This is a genomic window from Ottowia oryzae (genome assembly GCF_003008535.1).
In the GTDB taxonomy this organism is placed as follows: Bacteria; Pseudomonadota; Gammaproteobacteria; order Burkholderiales; family Burkholderiaceae_C; genus Ottowia; species Ottowia oryzae.
Genome location: NZ_CP027666.1, coordinates 3,489,269 through 3,505,411, shown reverse-complemented (window position 1 = coordinate 3,505,411; position 16,143 = coordinate 3,489,269). Strand labels below are relative to the sequence as shown.

Here is a 16,143-nt window from a genome sequence, read left to right as displayed (position 1 = left end):
GCGCTGCGCCCTCTGTGCAAAACCCGGCCTCGGCCGGGTTTTTTGCGTTCTGGCGGCCCTTGCGAGGGTGAGTGGCAGCCTGCTTCAGTAAGCGATGTGCTATGTTAAAGAGAGCTGCCAGCGCTGGTGCAGTGGGCGCTAGAGCCTGCTTTTATATCTAAGCTCAGTCGTCGGCCAGCCGCCCGGCTGCCACGCCCCGCATGAAGCCCAGGATGGCGCCGTCCACGCCCAGCGGCTCCAGCAAGTTGGCCAGCAGCATCAGATCGCGCGCCGCGCCGATGCGCGTTTGCAGGTCGGTCGCGCGGTCGGCCCAGCGGCGGGTGCGGCGCTTGGGCAGCACCAGGGTCAGGCTTTGCAGCACGTAGCGGGTGCGCTTGGCCAGCAGGCGCACGCGGTGCTGATGGTCTGGCGATGCGACTGGCGGCATGGTCGTGCTGCTGCCGGGCGTTGGGGGCGTGGGGGCGGGCGCATTTTTCAGCGCGCGCACCGCCTGCTTCAGGCGGCGGTGCAGGCGCCGGGCGCGGCGGCGCGCCCAGTGGCCCAGGGGCTGGGCGCCCACATCCGTGGCGGCGGTGGCCTGGGGCAGCGCGTGCAGCCACTGCTCCAGCTGCAGCAGCGCGCGCCCTGTGGCGGGCGCTTGCAGCACCGACAGCAGGCCTGCGCGGCGGATGCGCCGCTCGGCCTGCACGGCGGTTTCCATGGCTTGCCATTGCTCGGCGCGTTCGGCATTGCCGTCGATGTAGGCCTCTGACCAGGGCGGCAGGCTTTCCAGGCCCGCCACGTCCAGATCGCGCGTGGCGCCCATGGCCTTGAGCAGCGGGCGCAGTGGCGCCGCGTCGGGCAGCGGATGGTGGGCGAAGAGCGGTTTGAACATCCACAAGGCGCTGCGCCAGCGTCGCCAGCCCACCCGCGCCTGGTGCACCAGCTCAGGGCCGTCGCTCTGCAGGATACCGCCCAGGTTGTCCAGGAACTGGCCCAGCGCCTCGCCCAGCACGGCCGCCGCCGCGGCCGACACCGGCGTGGCGCGCGTCAGGCTGGGCAGGCGCGCGCGGCGCGGGGCGTGGGTGGTGCCCTCCAGCAGCCGCCAGCCGCGCTCGGCCTTGCTGACCGAGGCGGGCAGCACGGCGATGTGCTGGGCGATTTGGTCGGCCAGGGCGAACAGCGCCTCGGGCTGGCCGGCCAGCAGTTCCAGCTCCAGCTCGCACAGCGCGACTTCGCCTTGGCCTGTGCTGGCTGCGGGGCCTGCGGCCGGCGCCTTCGTTTTGCGGCGCTGGCCGGCGCTGAACTTCTTGCCGCCGGGCGCAGGGGTCGCGGCGCCACTTTCGCCCGCGGCCATCGTGCGCACGCGGCCAATGTCCAGCACCAGTTCGATACGCGCCCCGTGCTCGCCTTGCACTTCGCGCAGGGTGCGGGTGGCTTCGGTGACAAAGGCGGGCGCCAGTTCGGGCCACAGAGTGCCGTCCGGGTCCAGCGCGGGCCAGGCGGGCGTGGCTTGCAGGGCGGCCAAGTCCAGTGCGGGGCCGGCCACGGGGGTTTCCCATTCGCCGCGCTGGCTCAGCCCGCCGGTGGCGGTGGGCGCGGTTTTCAGCGTTTGTACCCAGCGCGCGGGCACGCCGTCCACCTCGATGCGGCGCACGCGCAGCGCCGCGCGGGCGCGGTGCAGGCGCTGGTCGGGCGTGTCGAAATAGACGTTGTCCAGACGCTGCACGGCGACGGGCAGGTTGGCCAGCAGCGGCAACTGGGCCAGCAGCGTGCCGATGCGCGCGGGGTCGGCGCCGGGCAGCGAGAGCTTCAGCTCGGTTTCGCTGCCGCTGGCGGCCGCCTTGTCAGCGCCGGGGGACGGGTTTGAGGGTCGGCGGGGCATGGTGTTCAGTGCGAAAACAAGGTTCTGGCGCAGGTGGCATAAGCGCTGGTAGCTATTCAATCAATAGCATATCGACGCTGGCGCTGGCGGCCGCCACGTTGGCACCGACAACGGAGTCGCAGCCAGGCGAGGGGCGCCCAGGCGCGGTGGGGGGTAGGCGCCGCGGTGCCATCGCCGCTCAACGCAGGCCGGTGCCGCTGCCGTCTTCGGTGCGCTGAATCAGCTCGATCTTGTAGCCGTCCGGGTCGGTCACGAAGGCGATGACCGTGGTGCCGCCAGCCACCGGCCCGGCTTCGCGGGTGACGTTGCCGCCCGCCGCCTTGATCTTTTCGCAGGCGGCATAAGCGTCGGGCACGCCCAGCGCAATGTGGCCGTAGGCGGTGCCCAGCTCGTAGCGGTCGGTGCCCCAGTTGTAGGTCAGCTCAATCTCGGCCTGGCCGGGGTCGCCACCTTCGTAGCCGACGAAGGCCAGCGAATACTTGTACTCAGGGTTTTCCGACGTGCGCAGCAGTTGCATGCCCAGCACCTGGGTGTAGAAATCGATAGAGCGCTGCAGGTCGCCCACGCGCAGCATGGTGTGTAGAAGTCTCATCCGGGTGATTTTGCCCTGTCGGGCCGGGCGACGTGTGACACGCGCACGGTTCGCCAGGGTTCACCGCGCCGTCGACCAAAAGGGCGATGGACAGCCCGTCACCTGCTGATACAGTGCGGCATACATAGTCTCGCGGCTGCTTGCCGCGTTGTCCCGGTGTGTTCTGACCTTTTGCTGCCGTGATCCGATTCTTTCTCTTGTTTCTGACCATCCAGGCCGTGCTTTTCGGCGTGGAAATGCTGGCCGTCGTGCAGACCGCCGTGGTGCAGCCCTGGACCAGCTGGGTAGCCAAGGCCAGCGCACTGATCGTGCACATGTTTGACCCCAGCGTGATTTCGCAGGGCCGCGTGCTGCAAAGCGCGAAAACGGGCTTTGGCGTGTCGATCGAGCCCGGCTGCAACGGCATCGAGGCGGCAGTGGTGCTGATCGCGGCCATCATCGCGTTTCCGTCCAGCTGGAAGATGAAGCTGTGGGGCATCGGCCTGGGCTTCATCGCGGTGCAGGCCGTCAACCTGATCCGTGTGGTGAGCCTGTTCTTTCTGGGCCAGTGGAACTACCAGGTGTTCGAGTTTGCCCACCTGTACATGTGGCAGGCGCTGATCATGCTGGACGTGCTGGTGGTCTGGTTGCTGTGGATGCGCTTCGTGGCCAAGCGCGAAGCCGGCCCGAACCGCTCCACACCCCCCACGCCGCCCGCGGCCGCCGCCTGAGTTGGCCATGGAACGCATGCGCGCGACCTTGGTCGGTCGGTTCCTGCTGCTGGCGGTGCTCGCCCTCATCGTGCTGGTGCCGCTGTGGTACATGGCGTCGCCCACCTTCGCCCGGCCGCCCACCTGGATCGCCGGCACGGCGATGGAGAAGATGTTCTCCTGGGTCAAGTCTTTTGAAGTGCGCGGCATTCAATCAGTGCTGCACACGGCCGTGCAGGCGCGCGCACGCGGCCCGGCGGGCGATGTGCTGGTCGAGCTGACCACCCGCGCTTCCTACCCGGTGCTGGGCTACGGCATCGCGCTGCTGTGGGCGATGATGCTGGCTTCACGCCCGCGCATGTGGGTGCTGAAAGCCCTGGCCGGCACGGTGATTCTGTTTTTCTTTCAGGCGCTGGGCATCTGCTTTACCTGGCTCAAGGACGTGGTCGTCCTGTCGGGCCCCACGGGCTCCGAATACCTGGGCTATTCGCGTTTCACGGCCAACGCCATTTTGTACGGCTACCAGTTCAGCGTGCTGATGATGACGCCGATGCTGCCGATCCTGCTGTGGCTGCTGTTCAACAAGCGCTTCGTGGCCTCGCTGTGGCTGGAAGCCGCGCTGGAAGGCCCTGGCGAGCAGGCCAAGGCCGCGCCCCGCACCGTCGCCAAGTGACCTGCCGCGTTGGGCCGCGGGCAGCGCGGCTCAGCGGCGGTCTGCCCTCGGCTTGGGCGCCATAGCCTCGTCTTTGCTGCGTTGACCTTGTGGCTTGCCCGCAGACAAAGGTGAGGATGCGGGCGCCGATGCAGGTGCTACGGGCCCCGCAGGCGACCCCAGTTTGACGCCTTCCCCGGCCGCACCCGTCGTGCGCGGCGCGTCGCTGCTGGCCAGCAGTTGCTCGATCGGCGTCAGGTCGTCGGCGCTCAAGGTGCCGCTGGCTTGTTTCAGCCGCAGCAGACCGACCAGCACGTCGTAGCGCGCACGCGCCAGGTCGCGCCGGGTCTGGTACAGTTGGCTTTGCGCGTTCAACACGTCGATGTTGATGCGCACGCCCACCTGGTAGCCCAGCTGGTTGGCTTGGAGTGCGGTCAGGCTGGATTGCTCGGCCGCCTCCAGCGCGGCCACCTGGCCGTGGCCGGACTGCACGCCGTAGTAAGCAGTGCGCGTGGCCTGCGCCACGTTGCGCCGGGCATTGTCCAGATCGGCCTGGGCCTTGTCTTCCAGCGACAAGGTTTCGCGCACCCGGTTTTCGACTGCAAAGCCGGCGAACAGCGGCCAGTTCAACACCACGCCCACGCCGGCCGTGGTGCTGCGGTAGCGCGAACCTGGCGCGGCGGTGAAGGCCGGGTTGCCGTCCGGGTAGCGGTTCTGCCCCACGCTGGCCTGCAGGTCGATGGTGGGCAGGTGGCCGGTCTTGGCCTTGGCCGTTTCCATGCGCGCCAGCTCCAGCGCCATGCGCGACTGCACCACGGCGGGGTGCTGGTCCATCGCCAGGTTGACCCAGGCCTCCACGTCCTGCGGGTTGGGGCGCGGCAGCACGATCGGCTGCGCCAGCGGGCGCGGGTTCACACCCGCCTGGCCGACCAGTTGGTCCAGCGCCAGGCGCTTCACCCGCAGGTCGTTTTCGGTGGCGATTTCCTGTGCGGTGGCCAGGTCAAACCGGGCCTGCGCCTCGCGGCTGTCGGTGATGGTGGCGTTGCCCACGTCAAAGTTGCGCTGGGCAGAGGCCAGCTGCTCGGCCACCGACGCCTTCAGCGCCCGCACAAAGGCCAGCGATTCCTCGGCCGCCAGCACATCGAAATAGGCCTGCGACAGGCGCACGATCAGGTCTTGCTCGGTGCCCTGAAGCTGCACCTGCGCCAGCTCGGCGCTTTTCTTGCCCTGGTCCCACGTGATGCGGTTGGCGGGGCGAAACAGCGGCTGCGACCCGACGACCGAGCCGTTGAGCGCGTTGAACGACACGCTGCCACCCATGCCGCCCACGTTGGTGTCGGCCCAGTTGCGCTGCGCGCCCAGCTGCAGACCGACCTGCGGCAGCAAGCCGGCGCGCGCCTGGTCGGCCCGCGCCTGGCTGGCCTGCGCGTTGGCGCGGGCCGATTGGTAGGGCGCGTCGTAGCCGTGCGCGGTTTGGTAGAGCTGCACCAGCGTTTGCGCGCCCGCGGGCACGGCGGCAAGCAGGGCGGCCGCCAAGGCGGCGGCGGTGGGCGTGAAGGGCGTACGCGGCATGGGGCGCATCAGAAACACCTTGGAAGAACCACCGCCGCGCGGTGACGGGAATGGAGGGTGTCAGTACCGGGGCACGGTGGGGTCGGCCTGCACCGACCACGCATCGATACCGCCGACCACGTTGGCCACGCGCTCGAAGCCGTGGTGGGCCAGAAAGGCCGCTACGTGCTGGCTGCGCACACCGTGGTGGCACAGCACGGCCACGGGCCGATCCGGGTCCAGCTCGCCCAGGCGCGCCGGGATGGTGTGCATGGACATCTGCAGCAGCTCGGCGCCTGCCGGTTGCACGCTGGCGGCCTGCCATTCGGCGGGCTCGCGCACGTCCAGCAGCAGCGGAAGCTGGTCGCCAGTGACCGCGGCCAGCCAGTCAGGCAGGGCGCTGGGAGGGATCTGCTCAATCATATGAAATCAGGCTCCAGCGCTGGTGCATGCTGCGGCGGCTGCTTCAAAATTTGAAGCGGGATGGCTCAGGGAAGTTGAGCAGGCGGGGCACCTTTTCGTCCCATGGCTGGGTCACCAGCGCGCCGGTGGCCGCTTGCTGCACCAGGGTGGCGCGCATGATCGGCTCGCCGCCGACGATGCCCATCAGGCGTCCGCCGGGCTTGAGCATTTGCACCAGCCGCTCAGGCACCACGCCGACCGAGCCGGACAGCGCGATCACGTCGAAAGGCCCTTCGGCCGACAGATCGGCCGTGGCGCCATCGGCCACGCGCACTTCCACGTTCAGCACGCCGGCGCGCTGCAGGTTGGCGCGGGCAAAGGCGGCCAGGCCGTTGTCGATCTCGAGCGACAGCACGCGCTGGGCGCGGTGGCCCAGCAGCGCGGCCATGAAGCCCGAGCCGGTGCCGATTTCCAGCACTTTCTCATGCTTGGCCACCTGCAGGTCTTGCAGGATGCGCGCCTCGATGCGCGGCTCCAGCATGACCTGGCCGGCGGCGATGCCGGCTTCGTTGTCGGACAGCGGGATCTGCATGTCGGCAAAGGCCAGGGCGCGGAAGGCGGGCGGCACGAAATCTTCGCGCTTGACCACCGCCAGCAATTCCAGCACGTGGGCGTCCAGCACGTCCCACGGACGGATCTGCTGCTCGATCATGTTGAAGCGGGCTTGCTCTACGTTCATGGTGTGGCCTCCAGGCGTGGGTGGTTCATGCGGGAAAACCCTTCATTTTATCGGGTGGATGGGGGAAACAGGGGGCGTGTGGCCGCGGCGCCAGCGGCGCTGCGCCCAGGCGGCCAGATCGTCCAGGTAGCAGTACACCACGGGCACCACCACCAGCGTCAGCAGCGACGAGGTGATCACCCCGCCAATCACCGCCTGGCCCATGGGGGCGCGCTGCTCGGCGCCTTCGCTGACGGCGAAGGCCAGCGGCACCATGCCGAACACCATGGCCAGCGTGGTCATCAAGATCGGGCGCAGCCGCACGCGCGCGGCGGCCAGCAGGGCCTGATCGCGCGGCAGGGGCGTGGGCGCGTCGGTGTGCTCGCCCTCGGCCACGCCGACCGTGCGCGCGCGGTTGGCAAAGTCCACCAGCAGGATCGCGTTCTTGGTGACCAGGCCCATCAGCATGACGATGCCGATGATCGAGAACATCGACATGGCCGAGCCGAACAGCAGCAGCGTCAGCACCACGCCGATCAGCGTCAGCGGCAGTGCGGTCATCAGCGCCAGCGGCTGCAAAAAGCTCTTGAACTGGCTGGCCAGGATCATGTAGATGAAGATGATCGCCATGGCCAGCGCCTGCACCGCGTAGGCGAACGATTCCTGCATGTTCTTGGTGGCGCCGCCAAAGGTGTAGCTGTAGCCGGGCGGCAGCGCCATCTTGTCCAGCAGGCTGCGGATGTCGGCCGACACCTCGCCCGTGCTGCGGCCCGAGACGTTGGCGGTGATCTGGATTTCGCGCAGCATGGCGCGGCGGTTGATCTGGTTGGTGCCCGTGGCCTCGCTCAGCTCGGCCACCTGGTTCAGGCGCACGGTGCGGGGCGTGCCGTCGCTGTTCGCGCCCGCCGTCAGGGGCAGGCGCTCCAAATCTTGTAGCGAGGTGCGCGCCTCGGGCGCCAGCCGCACGATCACGTCGTAGGTTTGGTCGTCTGGCGCGCGCCAGTTGCCCACCGTGGTGCCCGCCACCAGGGTGCGCAGCGGCCCGGCAATCTGCGCGCTGGTCAGGCCGAGCTCAGACGCCGCTTCGCGCTTGACCTGCACCTGCAGCGTGGGCTTGTCGGGCTTGCTGCTCGAATCCAGATCAACCAGGCCGGGCACCGCCTGCAGCTGCGTCAACAGGGGTCGCACGCGGCGCTCCAGCTCGGTCTGGTCCGGCCCCTGGATCGAAAACTCAATCTGCTTTTGCCCGCCCACCGGCTCCACCGTGCCCGCTTGCGTCACGGTGATGCCCGGCACGGCGCGCAGGCGCTGGCGGAAGTCGCTGGCCAGCACCTCGGCGCTGCGCTGGCGCTGGTGGCGGTCGGTCAGGCGCACGTACAGGCTGGCGTTGGTCTTGCCCTGCGCGTTGCCGGTGTTGATGGTGGTGACGGTGTAGCGCACCTCGGGGTAGCTGCGCAGGATGGCGTCCACCTGCCGGGCCTTGGCGTCGGTGGCTTCCAGCGACGAGCCCTGCGGGGTGTAGAACGCCACCGTGGTTTCTGAATAGTCCGCCTTGGGCACGAATTCGGTGCCCAGCAGGCGCACCATGAGCACGCTGGCCACGAAGATGGCGCCGGCGATCAGCAGCGTCAACGCCTTGTGGTGCAGCGCCCAGCCCAGCACGCGCTGGTAGCCCACGGCCAGCGATTCGGTGGCGCGGTCAAACCACGCCGTCACGCGGCCCAGCGTGCGGTCGTACAGCGTGGCGCGCGCGGTGCCGTGATGGCGGGTGCGGATGGCCGGGTCTTCCCAGACCGACGACAGCATCGGGTCCAGCGTGAAGGCGACGAACATCGAGATCATCACCGCCGCCACGATGGTGATGCCGAATTCGTGAAAGAACTTGCCGATGATCCCCTGCATGAAGCCGATGGGCAGAAACACCGCCACGATCGACAGCGTGGTGGCCAGCACGGCCAGGCCGATTTCCTGCGTGCCGTCCATCGCCGCGCGGTAGGGCGCCTTGCCCATCTGCGCGTGGCGCACGATGTTTTCACGCACCACGATGGCGTCGTCGATCAGCAGGCCCACGCAGAGGCTGAGCGCCATCAGCGTGATCATGTTGATGGTGAAGCCGAAAGCCTGCATGAAAAAGAAGGTGCCGATGATCGAGATGGGCAGCGTCAGCCCCGTGATCACCGTGCTGCGCCAGCTGTTCAGGAAGAGGAAGACGATGAGCACCGTCAGCACCGCGCCCTCGATCAGCGTTTGCCGCACGTTCTGCACCGCCACGCGGATCTGTCGCGACTGGTCGATCACCGGCTCCAGCGTCACGCCGGGCGGCAGCTCGGCCTTGAGCTGCGCCACCGCCGCGTTCAGCCCGTCCACCACCTCGATGGTGTTCTCGTCCTGAGCTTTCTGCACCGTGACCAGCAGCATGCGCTGGCCGTTTAAATCCGCTATCGAATCCAGCTCTTGCGCCCCGTCGCTCACGGTGGCGACCTGGTCGAGCGTGATGGGTGCGCCGCGCCGCGCGACGATGATGCGGCCAAAGTCCTCGGGCCGCGTCATGCGGCCTTCCAGCTGCACCGTCAGCTCTTGCGCGCGCGTGCGCACGGCGCCCAGCGGCTGGTCCTGGTTTTCGCTGCGCACGGCCGCCATCACCTGGTCGGGCGTCACGCCCAGCGCCTCCATCGCCTGCGGGCGCAGGTAGATGTGGATTTCGCGCTTGGCGCCGCCCACCAGGTTCACCGCGCCCACGCCGCGCACGTTTTCCAGGCGCTTTTTCAGCACCTGGTCGGCCCAGCTGGTCAGCTCGACCTGCGAAAGCGAAGGCGCTCCCGCGGCAGCGCTGGCGCCTTGAGCGGGCGCCGTGGCGCCGGGTTGGTCCACCGTGGCCAGCACGGCCGTGGCCCAGACGGCGCGGCTGGCCGGGTCAAACCGCAGCACGCGCGGCTCTTTCACCTCATCGCGCAGCAGTGGGCGCACCTGGCCGATCTTTTCGCGCACGTCGTCGGCGGCCTTGCGCCCCTCGATGTGCAGCTGAAACTCGATGATCACCACCGACATGCCTTCGTAGCTGCGCGAATACAGCGAATTGATGCCGGCGATGGAGTTCACCGCCTCTTCGATCTTCTTGGTGACCTCGCTCTCGACGATGGCGGGCGCGGCGCCGGGGTATTCGGTGGTGATGACGACCACCGGAAAGTCGATGTTCGGAAACTGGTCCACCTGCAGCCGCTGCAGCGAAAACAAGCCCAGCACCACGAACGCCAGCATCAGCATAGTGGCGAAGACGGGGTTGTTCAGGCTGACCTTGGTGAACCACATGGTTGCGTTGCCTCAGGCGTGCGGGTTTTGTAAGCCAAAAGAGGCTCTGGCGCCCGTGCAGAAAGCGCTGGCAGCTATCAAAAAAGTAGTATCCGGCACGCGAATGGCTTTCTCAAACGGCGGGCTGCACAGCCGACGCGCCCAGCGCATTCGGCGCTGGCGGTGGGCTTGCGGCGGGCGCCACGGCCGGCGACAGCGTGGCCGGGGCTGCTGCGCCGCTGGGGGTGCCGGCCGCCGGGCGCACGGGCGTGCCTTCGCGCAGGGCGCCGGCGCTGCCGCGCAGCACCAGCGCGCCGCTGGCCACGCCTTGCACCGCCACCCAGGGCGTGCCGTCCACGTCGCCGCGCAGGCCGGTGCTGACCGTGGGGTGGGCGATGCGCCCGTCTTGCACCACCTGCACATAGGGGCTGGGTTTGTCGGTACGCACCGCGTCCAGCGGCACGGCCAGCGCCTGCTGGCGCTCGGTGCCCAGCAAGCCCTGGGCGAACAGGCCCTGGCGCAGGCCGGGCTGCGCCGCCACGCTCAAATACACCAGCACGCTGCGGCTGCCCGCCTGCGCGCTGGGGTTGATGCGCACCACCTGCGCCGTCACCGGCTGCGCGGCGCCCTCCACCTGCAGCGCGGCGGTCTGGCCCACGCGCACGCCCAGCGAATCGGCGGGGCTGAGGGGCGCCTCCAGCTCCAGCTGGCGCAGATCGACGATTTCGACAATCGGCGCCTCGGGCACCACGCGCTCGCCGGGCTGGGCCAGGCGGCGCGACACCTGCCCGGCGATCGGCGCGCGCAGCACGCTGTCGGCCACGGATTTGCGCGCCACTTCAGTGCCCGCGCGGGCGGCGCGGTAGTTGGCCTGCGCGGCGTTCAGGTTGGCCAGCGAAGTGTCCATCGCCGTTTGCGAGATGAAGCCCTGGCGCACCAGCGCGGCGTTGTTGTCGTACTGCCGTTGCGCGATGGCCACCTGGGCCTGCGCGGCGCTGGCTTGCTGCTCGGCCTGGCGCAGGCGGTCGCCGGGCTCGGTCGATTCGACGCGCGCCAGCACTTGGCCCGCCTGCACGGTGTCGCCCTCGCGCACCGTCAGCCCCTGCAACTCGCCCGGCACGCGCGCCTTGACCAGCGCGGTGTTGACCGCCTTCAGCGTGCCCGACACGGGCAGGCCGGTGCGCAGCTCAACGGGGTGGGCGGTGGCCAGGTCGCTGGCGGCCAGCTCGATCACCGGCACGGCGCTGGCGGCCGCGGCGGCTTGCCGCTGGGCGGCTTGGCGGGCGCTGTAGCCGCGCCAGCCCAGCAGGGCGACGGCGGCGATGGCCAGCAGGGTGAGGGCCAGCGTCAGGCGGCGGCGGGCAGGGGGGCTCATTCGGTGGGGTTCAGGGCTTGGGCTGGGCGGGCGGCGCGGCCGCGGGTTGAGGTGCAGCAGCGCCATCGCCCGGCGCGCCCACGCTCAGGCCGCGCACCACCACGTCGGCGTGCAGGCGCAGCAGGGCCAGCGGGTCGGGCAGCTGCTCGGGCGGGCAGCAGGGGGCCAGGGAATAGCGCCAGGTGACCAGCTGCACCAGGGGCGCCACGATCAGGTGGGCGGCGAGCACCGGGTCCACTTCGCGGAATTCGCCGCGCGCCACGCCGCGCTGCACGATGTGCTTCAGCAGGTCGTGCGCGGGCTGCACCACTTCGCTTTGGTAGTAGAGCGCCAGGTCGGGGAAGTTGGCCGCTTCGCTGATGATCAGCTTGGTTAGCCCGGCGGCCGGGGTGCCGCCGTATTCCGTCCACCAGCGGCAGATGTATTCGCGCACCAGGTCCTGAGTGGGGCCGGTGTGCTCGGCCGCTTCGCGCTGGGCGTCGGCCAGCTTGCGGCCGGCGTTTTCGCGCACCACGGCCTTGAACAGCTCTTCCTTGCTGGGAAAGTAGAGGAACAAGGTGCCCTTGGACACGCCCGCGCTGGCCGCCACTTCTTCCACCCGCGTGGCGGCGTAGCCTTTTTCGACGAAGAGGGCCAGCGCGGCTTCCAGCAGCTCGGCCGGGCGCGCTTCTTTGCGGCGCGATCGCTTGGCTGGGGCAGCGGTGTCGGGGCGGGATTCACGCATCGGCGGGGGTGAGCGCTGCGGTGCAGGCGAAAACGCGATCTGGGTTAATGACTGGCGGGTTAGTAATGTAGGGCGGGGGGCCGAGGCCGTCAACGACAGGGGCGACGATATACTATCGAATAGATAGCTGCCAGCGCTGGTGGTGCCTGCGCTAGAGCCTGTTTTTATCGGGAATCTGGGGTGGCGGCGCTGCACCGCGGATGCGCCAACGGTGCGACACGGCGCGACATGGAGCAGGGGCGGAGCGCCATAGCGCCTGCGGCGTGCCCGTTCAAAAGGGGCGCTTTGACCGCGGCGCCTCAGCAGGGGCACGCCAACGGGCCAAGCGGGTCACGCGGACAGACTCAGGCGGCGTAGCGCTCGTCGACACGCACGCTGTCTCGCGCCGCGTGGCCCAGCCGGCGCCTCTGCCCGCCAGCTTTGCGGGCGACTGCCTCCGCCGCCGGACCGCCGCCCGGCCGCCGCCGGATCACCGCCCGATCACCGATCTGCGCGCTCAGGCCGCCTGCGGCGTGCGCTGCGTCAGGTTGGCGGCCAGCGGTGCGCTGCGCGTGCTGGTGTAGCTGGCCGATTTGACGGTGCTGACAAAGTGCCACTGGCCGCGCGCCTCGGCGGGGGTAAAGCGCATCATCAAGAAGCCGCGGCTGGCGGTTTCGGCGTAGCGCAGGTCGTCCACCACGCCCATGAAGATCTGCTGCGTCTGCGCGGGCGGCAGGGCCGACAGGTATTCCTCCATGCCGGGTGAGCTGACGCTGCTGGTGGCGAATTCCTGGCCGACCACCGTGCCGTCCATCAGCGTCAGCTGGCTGCTCCAGGCGTTGTGGGTGTCGCCCGCCAGCACGATCAGGCGCTTGCCCAGCTGGGCGGCGCTGGCCAGCACCTTTTCGCGCTCGGCCGGGTAGCCGTCCCAGGCGTCCAGGTTGTAGCCCAGCTTGGGGTTGCGCCGGGTGTCCAGCAGCGCGCGCTGCGCCTCGGTCAGCGCGGCGGGGTTTTGCGCGGCCACCTGCCGCGCGGTGAGGTAGTCGGTGATGGCCTTCATGCCCGCGGCCTGCGCCTCGGGCGTGGTGTTGGCCGCGTTCAACGCCGACAGCACGCTGACGGGCGCGGTCATGCGCGCCATCAGCACCTGCTGGCCCAGCACCTGCCAGGTGGCGCTGGAGCCGGCCATCTGCCGCTGCAGCCAGGCCAGCTGCTCGGTGCCCAGCAGTTGGCGCGTGGGCGAAGACAGCGCGGCGGCCGCCGCCTGCGCCGTGGCGGGGTTGGCCAGATCGGCCAGGCTGATCTGCTTTTCGCGGGCGATGACGCGCGTTTCCAGCATGTGCAGCGCTGCCAGGCCGCCGAAGTCAAAGCTGCGGTAGATCTTGCGCAAGTCGGTCGCGTCGGGCGTGCGCACGGGCATCCATTCGTGCCAGGCCTTCATGGCCGCGTCGCGCCGGGTGGTGAAGGCGCCCTCGGTGGCCGGGTCGTGGTTTTCGGCACCGGCCGTCCAGGCGTCGTTGGCGATCTCGTGGTCGTCCCACACGGCGATCAGCGGCAGGGCGGCGGCCAGCACTTTGATGTCTGGGTCGCTGCGGTACTGGGCGTAGCGGGTGCGGTAGTCGGCCAGCGTCAGGCATTCGGTGGTGGGCTGCACCACGCGGCCCATGGCGGGGGCGTCGGCGCTGGCGTAGCCGCCGGCGCCATATTCGTAGATGAAGTCGCCCAGGTGCAGCGCGAACTGCGCGTCGCTGCGCGCCACCTCGCCCATCACGTGGAAGTGGCCCGCCGGGTAGTTGGAGCAGCTGAGCACGGCCAGCGCCAGATCGGTGGCGCCCGCGGCGGGCAGCGTGCGCGTGCGGCCCACGGGCGACAGGCGCACGGCGGATTCGTCGGCCACGTCGTGCCGGAAGCGGTAGAAGTAGCTTTGCCCCGGCGCCAGGCCGGTGGCGTCGGCTTTGGCGGTGTGGCCTGCGGCGGCGCTGGCGACGGTCTTGCCGCTGGCCACGCGCTGGGTGAAGGCGGCGTCGCGCGCCACTTCCCACACCAGGGGCACGTCGGCGTCGCTGCCGGGCGGCTGCGCGTGCGTCCAGAGGATGACGCGGTCGGCCAGTGGGTCGCCACTGGCCACGCCGTAGGCGTACTTGGGCGCGGGGGTGTCGTCGTTGTCGTCGCTGCCGCCGCAGGCACTCAGGGCCACGCCGGCGCCAGACAAGGCGGCCAGGGCAGACAGGCGGATGACGAAGGCGCGGCGGTCGGGGCGGTGCATCGGGGAATTCGCTTTCTCGTGGGGGCTTGCCAATCTTGGTGCGCGCAGACGGCAATGCCTGCCGCACGCTGGCGCGGTTATCGGCGCCGCGCGCGACGCAGGCATGACAGCGCCGTGACGACCGGGTGACGGCGTTGCCGGGACAACAGCGAAACCAGCGGCGGAGTGGGCGGCCCCGCAAGCGGTGAGGTGGCGTTGGCGAGCGCGCCGCTCAGGTTCGCCAGCCGCCGCGGCTCACGGCCCGCCAGCTCCTTCGGCTTAGGGCTTGGGCACCACGAATTGCCAGCGCGACAGCTTCGGGTCGGCGTGGTTGCAGCGCGCCACGCTCAGCGTGCGCCAGCGGTGCGTGGCTTCAAAAGTGCGGTCGGATTCGGTGCCCGCGCTCAGGCACAGGCCGGAGCCGCGCAGCTCCACCCGCCCGTCGGGGCGGTGCACAAAGCGCTGCAGCGCGTCGGCTTCCATGAAAGGCGAGCGTTCGCCGCAGGGGCGCGGCATCACCGCGGCGCCGGCCAGGGCGCGCCCGTTCAGGCCAGCCACGGTGGCGCACAGGCGGTAGGCGGGAAAGTACAGGCGGCCGTCCGGCTCCAGCCGCACGGCTTCGTCGGCGTACAGGCCGGGCTTGCAGTTGTGCACGGTCATCGGCAGGTCAGGCCGGATGTGGTCGCCCGAGCCCATGATGTCCAGGCAGTAGCCGTCCTGCGGCCTGTCCAGCTTGTCGACCAGGCGCAGGTGGCCGGCGGGGCGGTCGGCGGCGTTGGGGGCCTGAGCGAAGGCGCTGGCGGCGCCCAGCGCAGTGAGCAGAAGAAAGGGCGCCAAGGTGCGGCGTGCAGCAATCAACATCGGTGAACAGCGAGAACTTCAACCGCCCGACCATAACGCGAAGGCGCTTGGCGCCTGGCGCGCCTTGGTGCACCTCGCGGCAGCGGGCGGGCAGGTCATCGTTGATCAGCCCGGCGGGCCGATGTCACGCCACCAGCGGCGCCGACTGCATGGCTTCGATCTGCTCGGTCAGCATGTGCACCTGCCCGCGCCAATAGTCGGCCGTGCCGAACCAGGGGAAGGCGGCGGGAAAGGCCGGGTCGTCCCAGCGCTGGGCCAGCCAGGCGCTGTAGTGGATCAGGCGCAGCGTGCGCAGCGGCTCGATCAGGGCCAGCTCGCGCCGGTCGAATTCGCGCAGCTGCTCGTAGCCGTCCAGCAGCGCGCCCAGCTGGCGCTGCTGGTCGTGCCGCTCGCCCGACAGCAGCATCCACAAATCTTGCACCGACGGGCCGCTGCGGCAGTCGTCCAGGTCGACGAAGTGCGGGCCGCCGCCGGGCACGTCCAGCGGCGTCCAGAGGATGTTGCCGGGGTGGCAGTCGCCGTGCAGGCGCAGCGTGGCGATGGGGTTGATATCTGAATCAAAATGGCCGACAGCGCTGGTGGGTATTGCGCTGCAAGCTGCGATTTGTATAGCGTTTTCGCTCAGCTCGGCCCATTCGCTGCGCACCTCGGGCGCCACGGCGCCCTGCGCCAGCAGCCATTCGCGCGGCGCGTGGCCGTAAGTCTGCGCGTTGATGCCCGGGCGGTGCGCAAAGGGGGCAGCGGCGCCCACGCCGTGCAGGCGTGCCAGAAAGCGGCCAATGGCTTCCAGCGCTTCGGGGTCGTCCAGCTCGGGCGCGCGGCCGCCCCGGCGCGGGCTGACGCTGAAGGCATAGCCCTCGAATTCATGCAGGGTGCGGCCGTTCAGCTGCAGCGGGCCGACCACCGGCACCTCGGCCGCCATCAGCTCGGCGGCGAAGGTGTGTTCTTCGGCGATCTGCGCGGCGCTCCAGCGCCCGGGGCGGTAGAACTTCAGCACCACCGCCGGGTGCGCGTCGGCCAGGGGCGTGCCGCGCTCGAGGTGCGCCAGGTACACGCGGTTTTCGTAGGAATTGAGGGCCATCAGCCGCCCGTCGGCCATCAGGCCCACGGCGGCCAGGGCGTCCACCACCACGTCGGGCGTCAGGCGGTCAAAGGGGTGGGGGGCTTGGGGGCTCGGGGTCATGCGCCGATTGTGGCGCGTGG

13 protein-coding genes are annotated in these 16,143 nt (G+C 69.8%); 2 read left to right on the top strand and 11 right to left on the bottom strand.

What is annotated here, in order from left to right; translation table 11 throughout:
• Window positions 1–163 precede the first annotated feature (163 nt).
• Both C6570_RS16020 and gloA read right to left on the bottom strand, forming a co-directional pair.
• A complete protein-coding gene (locus C6570_RS16020) occupies window positions 164–1,864 on the bottom strand; it encodes a CYTH and CHAD domain-containing protein (RefSeq protein WP_106704103.1) in 1,701 nt (566 codons plus the stop codon).
• Window positions 1,865–2,042: 178 nt separating this feature from the next.
• Window positions 2,043–2,456: a lactoylglutathione lyase gene (gene gloA / locus C6570_RS16015; protein WP_106704102.1), complete on the bottom strand. Its 414-nt coding sequence runs from the start codon at window positions 2,454–2,456 to the stop codon at window positions 2,043–2,045.
• 179 nt (window positions 2,457–2,635) lie between these two features.
• On the opposite strand from gloA, the gene xrtH reads away from it, so the two are divergent.
• Both xrtH and C6570_RS16005 read left to right on the top strand, forming a co-directional pair.
• Complete coding sequence (xrtH, locus tag C6570_RS16010; RefSeq protein ID WP_106704101.1) at window positions 2,636–3,166, top strand: exosortase H; 531 nt, start codon at window positions 2,636–2,638, stop codon at window positions 3,164–3,166.
• A gap of 7 nt (window positions 3,167–3,173) precedes the next feature.
• Entirely contained in the window at window positions 3,174–3,818 is a 645-nt protein-coding gene (locus C6570_RS16005) for an exosortase H-associated membrane protein (protein ID WP_106704100.1), read from the top strand.
• Between the two features lie 30 nt (window positions 3,819–3,848).
• Here C6570_RS16005 and C6570_RS16000 read toward each other — a convergent pair whose 3' ends face one another.
• The 9 genes from C6570_RS16000 to C6570_RS15960 all read right to left on the bottom strand — a co-directional run bounded on the left by C6570_RS16000 (window position 3,849) and on the right by C6570_RS15960 (window position 16,123).
• Window positions 3,849–5,378, bottom strand: a complete 1,530-nt coding sequence (locus C6570_RS16000) for a TolC family outer membrane protein (protein WP_425437895.1) — start codon at window positions 5,376–5,378, stop codon at window positions 3,849–3,851.
• Window positions 5,379–5,429: 51 nt separating this feature from the next.
• Window positions 5,430–5,771, bottom strand: a complete 342-nt coding sequence (locus tag C6570_RS15995; RefSeq protein WP_106704099.1) for a rhodanese-like domain-containing protein — start codon at window positions 5,769–5,771, stop codon at window positions 5,430–5,432.
• A gap of 43 nt (window positions 5,772–5,814) precedes the next feature.
• Window positions 5,815–6,489 carry a protein-L-isoaspartate O-methyltransferase family protein gene (locus C6570_RS15990; protein WP_106704098.1) on the bottom strand — a complete coding sequence of 225 codons (675 nt, stop codon included), beginning with the start codon at window positions 6,487–6,489 and terminating at the stop codon, window positions 5,815–5,817.
• Between the two features lie 42 nt (window positions 6,490–6,531).
• Complete coding sequence (locus C6570_RS15985) at window positions 6,532–9,777, bottom strand: efflux RND transporter permease subunit (protein WP_106704097.1); 3,246 nt, start codon at window positions 9,775–9,777, stop codon at window positions 6,532–6,534.
• A 112-nt stretch (window positions 9,778–9,889) separates the two neighbouring features.
• Complete coding sequence (locus tag C6570_RS15980) at window positions 9,890–11,131, bottom strand: efflux RND transporter periplasmic adaptor subunit (RefSeq protein WP_106704096.1); 1,242 nt, start codon at window positions 11,129–11,131, stop codon at window positions 9,890–9,892.
• Window positions 11,132–11,141: 10 nt separating this feature from the next.
• Window positions 11,142–11,855 (bottom strand): TetR/AcrR family transcriptional regulator, encoded by a 714-nt coding sequence (locus C6570_RS15975; RefSeq protein WP_106704095.1) that lies wholly within the window; start codon window positions 11,853–11,855, stop codon window positions 11,142–11,144.
• Window positions 11,856–12,351: 496 nt separating this feature from the next.
• Window positions 12,352–14,100 (bottom strand): alkaline phosphatase D family protein, encoded by a 1,749-nt coding sequence (locus C6570_RS15970; protein ID WP_164675554.1) that lies wholly within the window; start codon window positions 14,098–14,100, stop codon window positions 12,352–12,354.
• A 258-nt stretch (window positions 14,101–14,358) separates the two neighbouring features.
• Window positions 14,359–14,940, bottom strand: coding sequence for an RICIN domain-containing protein (locus tag C6570_RS15965; protein ID WP_211297614.1), 582 nt, complete (start codon window positions 14,938–14,940; stop codon window positions 14,359–14,361).
• A gap of 124 nt (window positions 14,941–15,064) precedes the next feature.
• Window positions 15,065–16,123, bottom strand: a complete 1,059-nt coding sequence (locus C6570_RS15960; protein WP_106704093.1) for a serine/threonine protein kinase — start codon at window positions 16,121–16,123, stop codon at window positions 15,065–15,067.
• Window positions 16,124–16,143 lie beyond the last annotated feature (20 nt).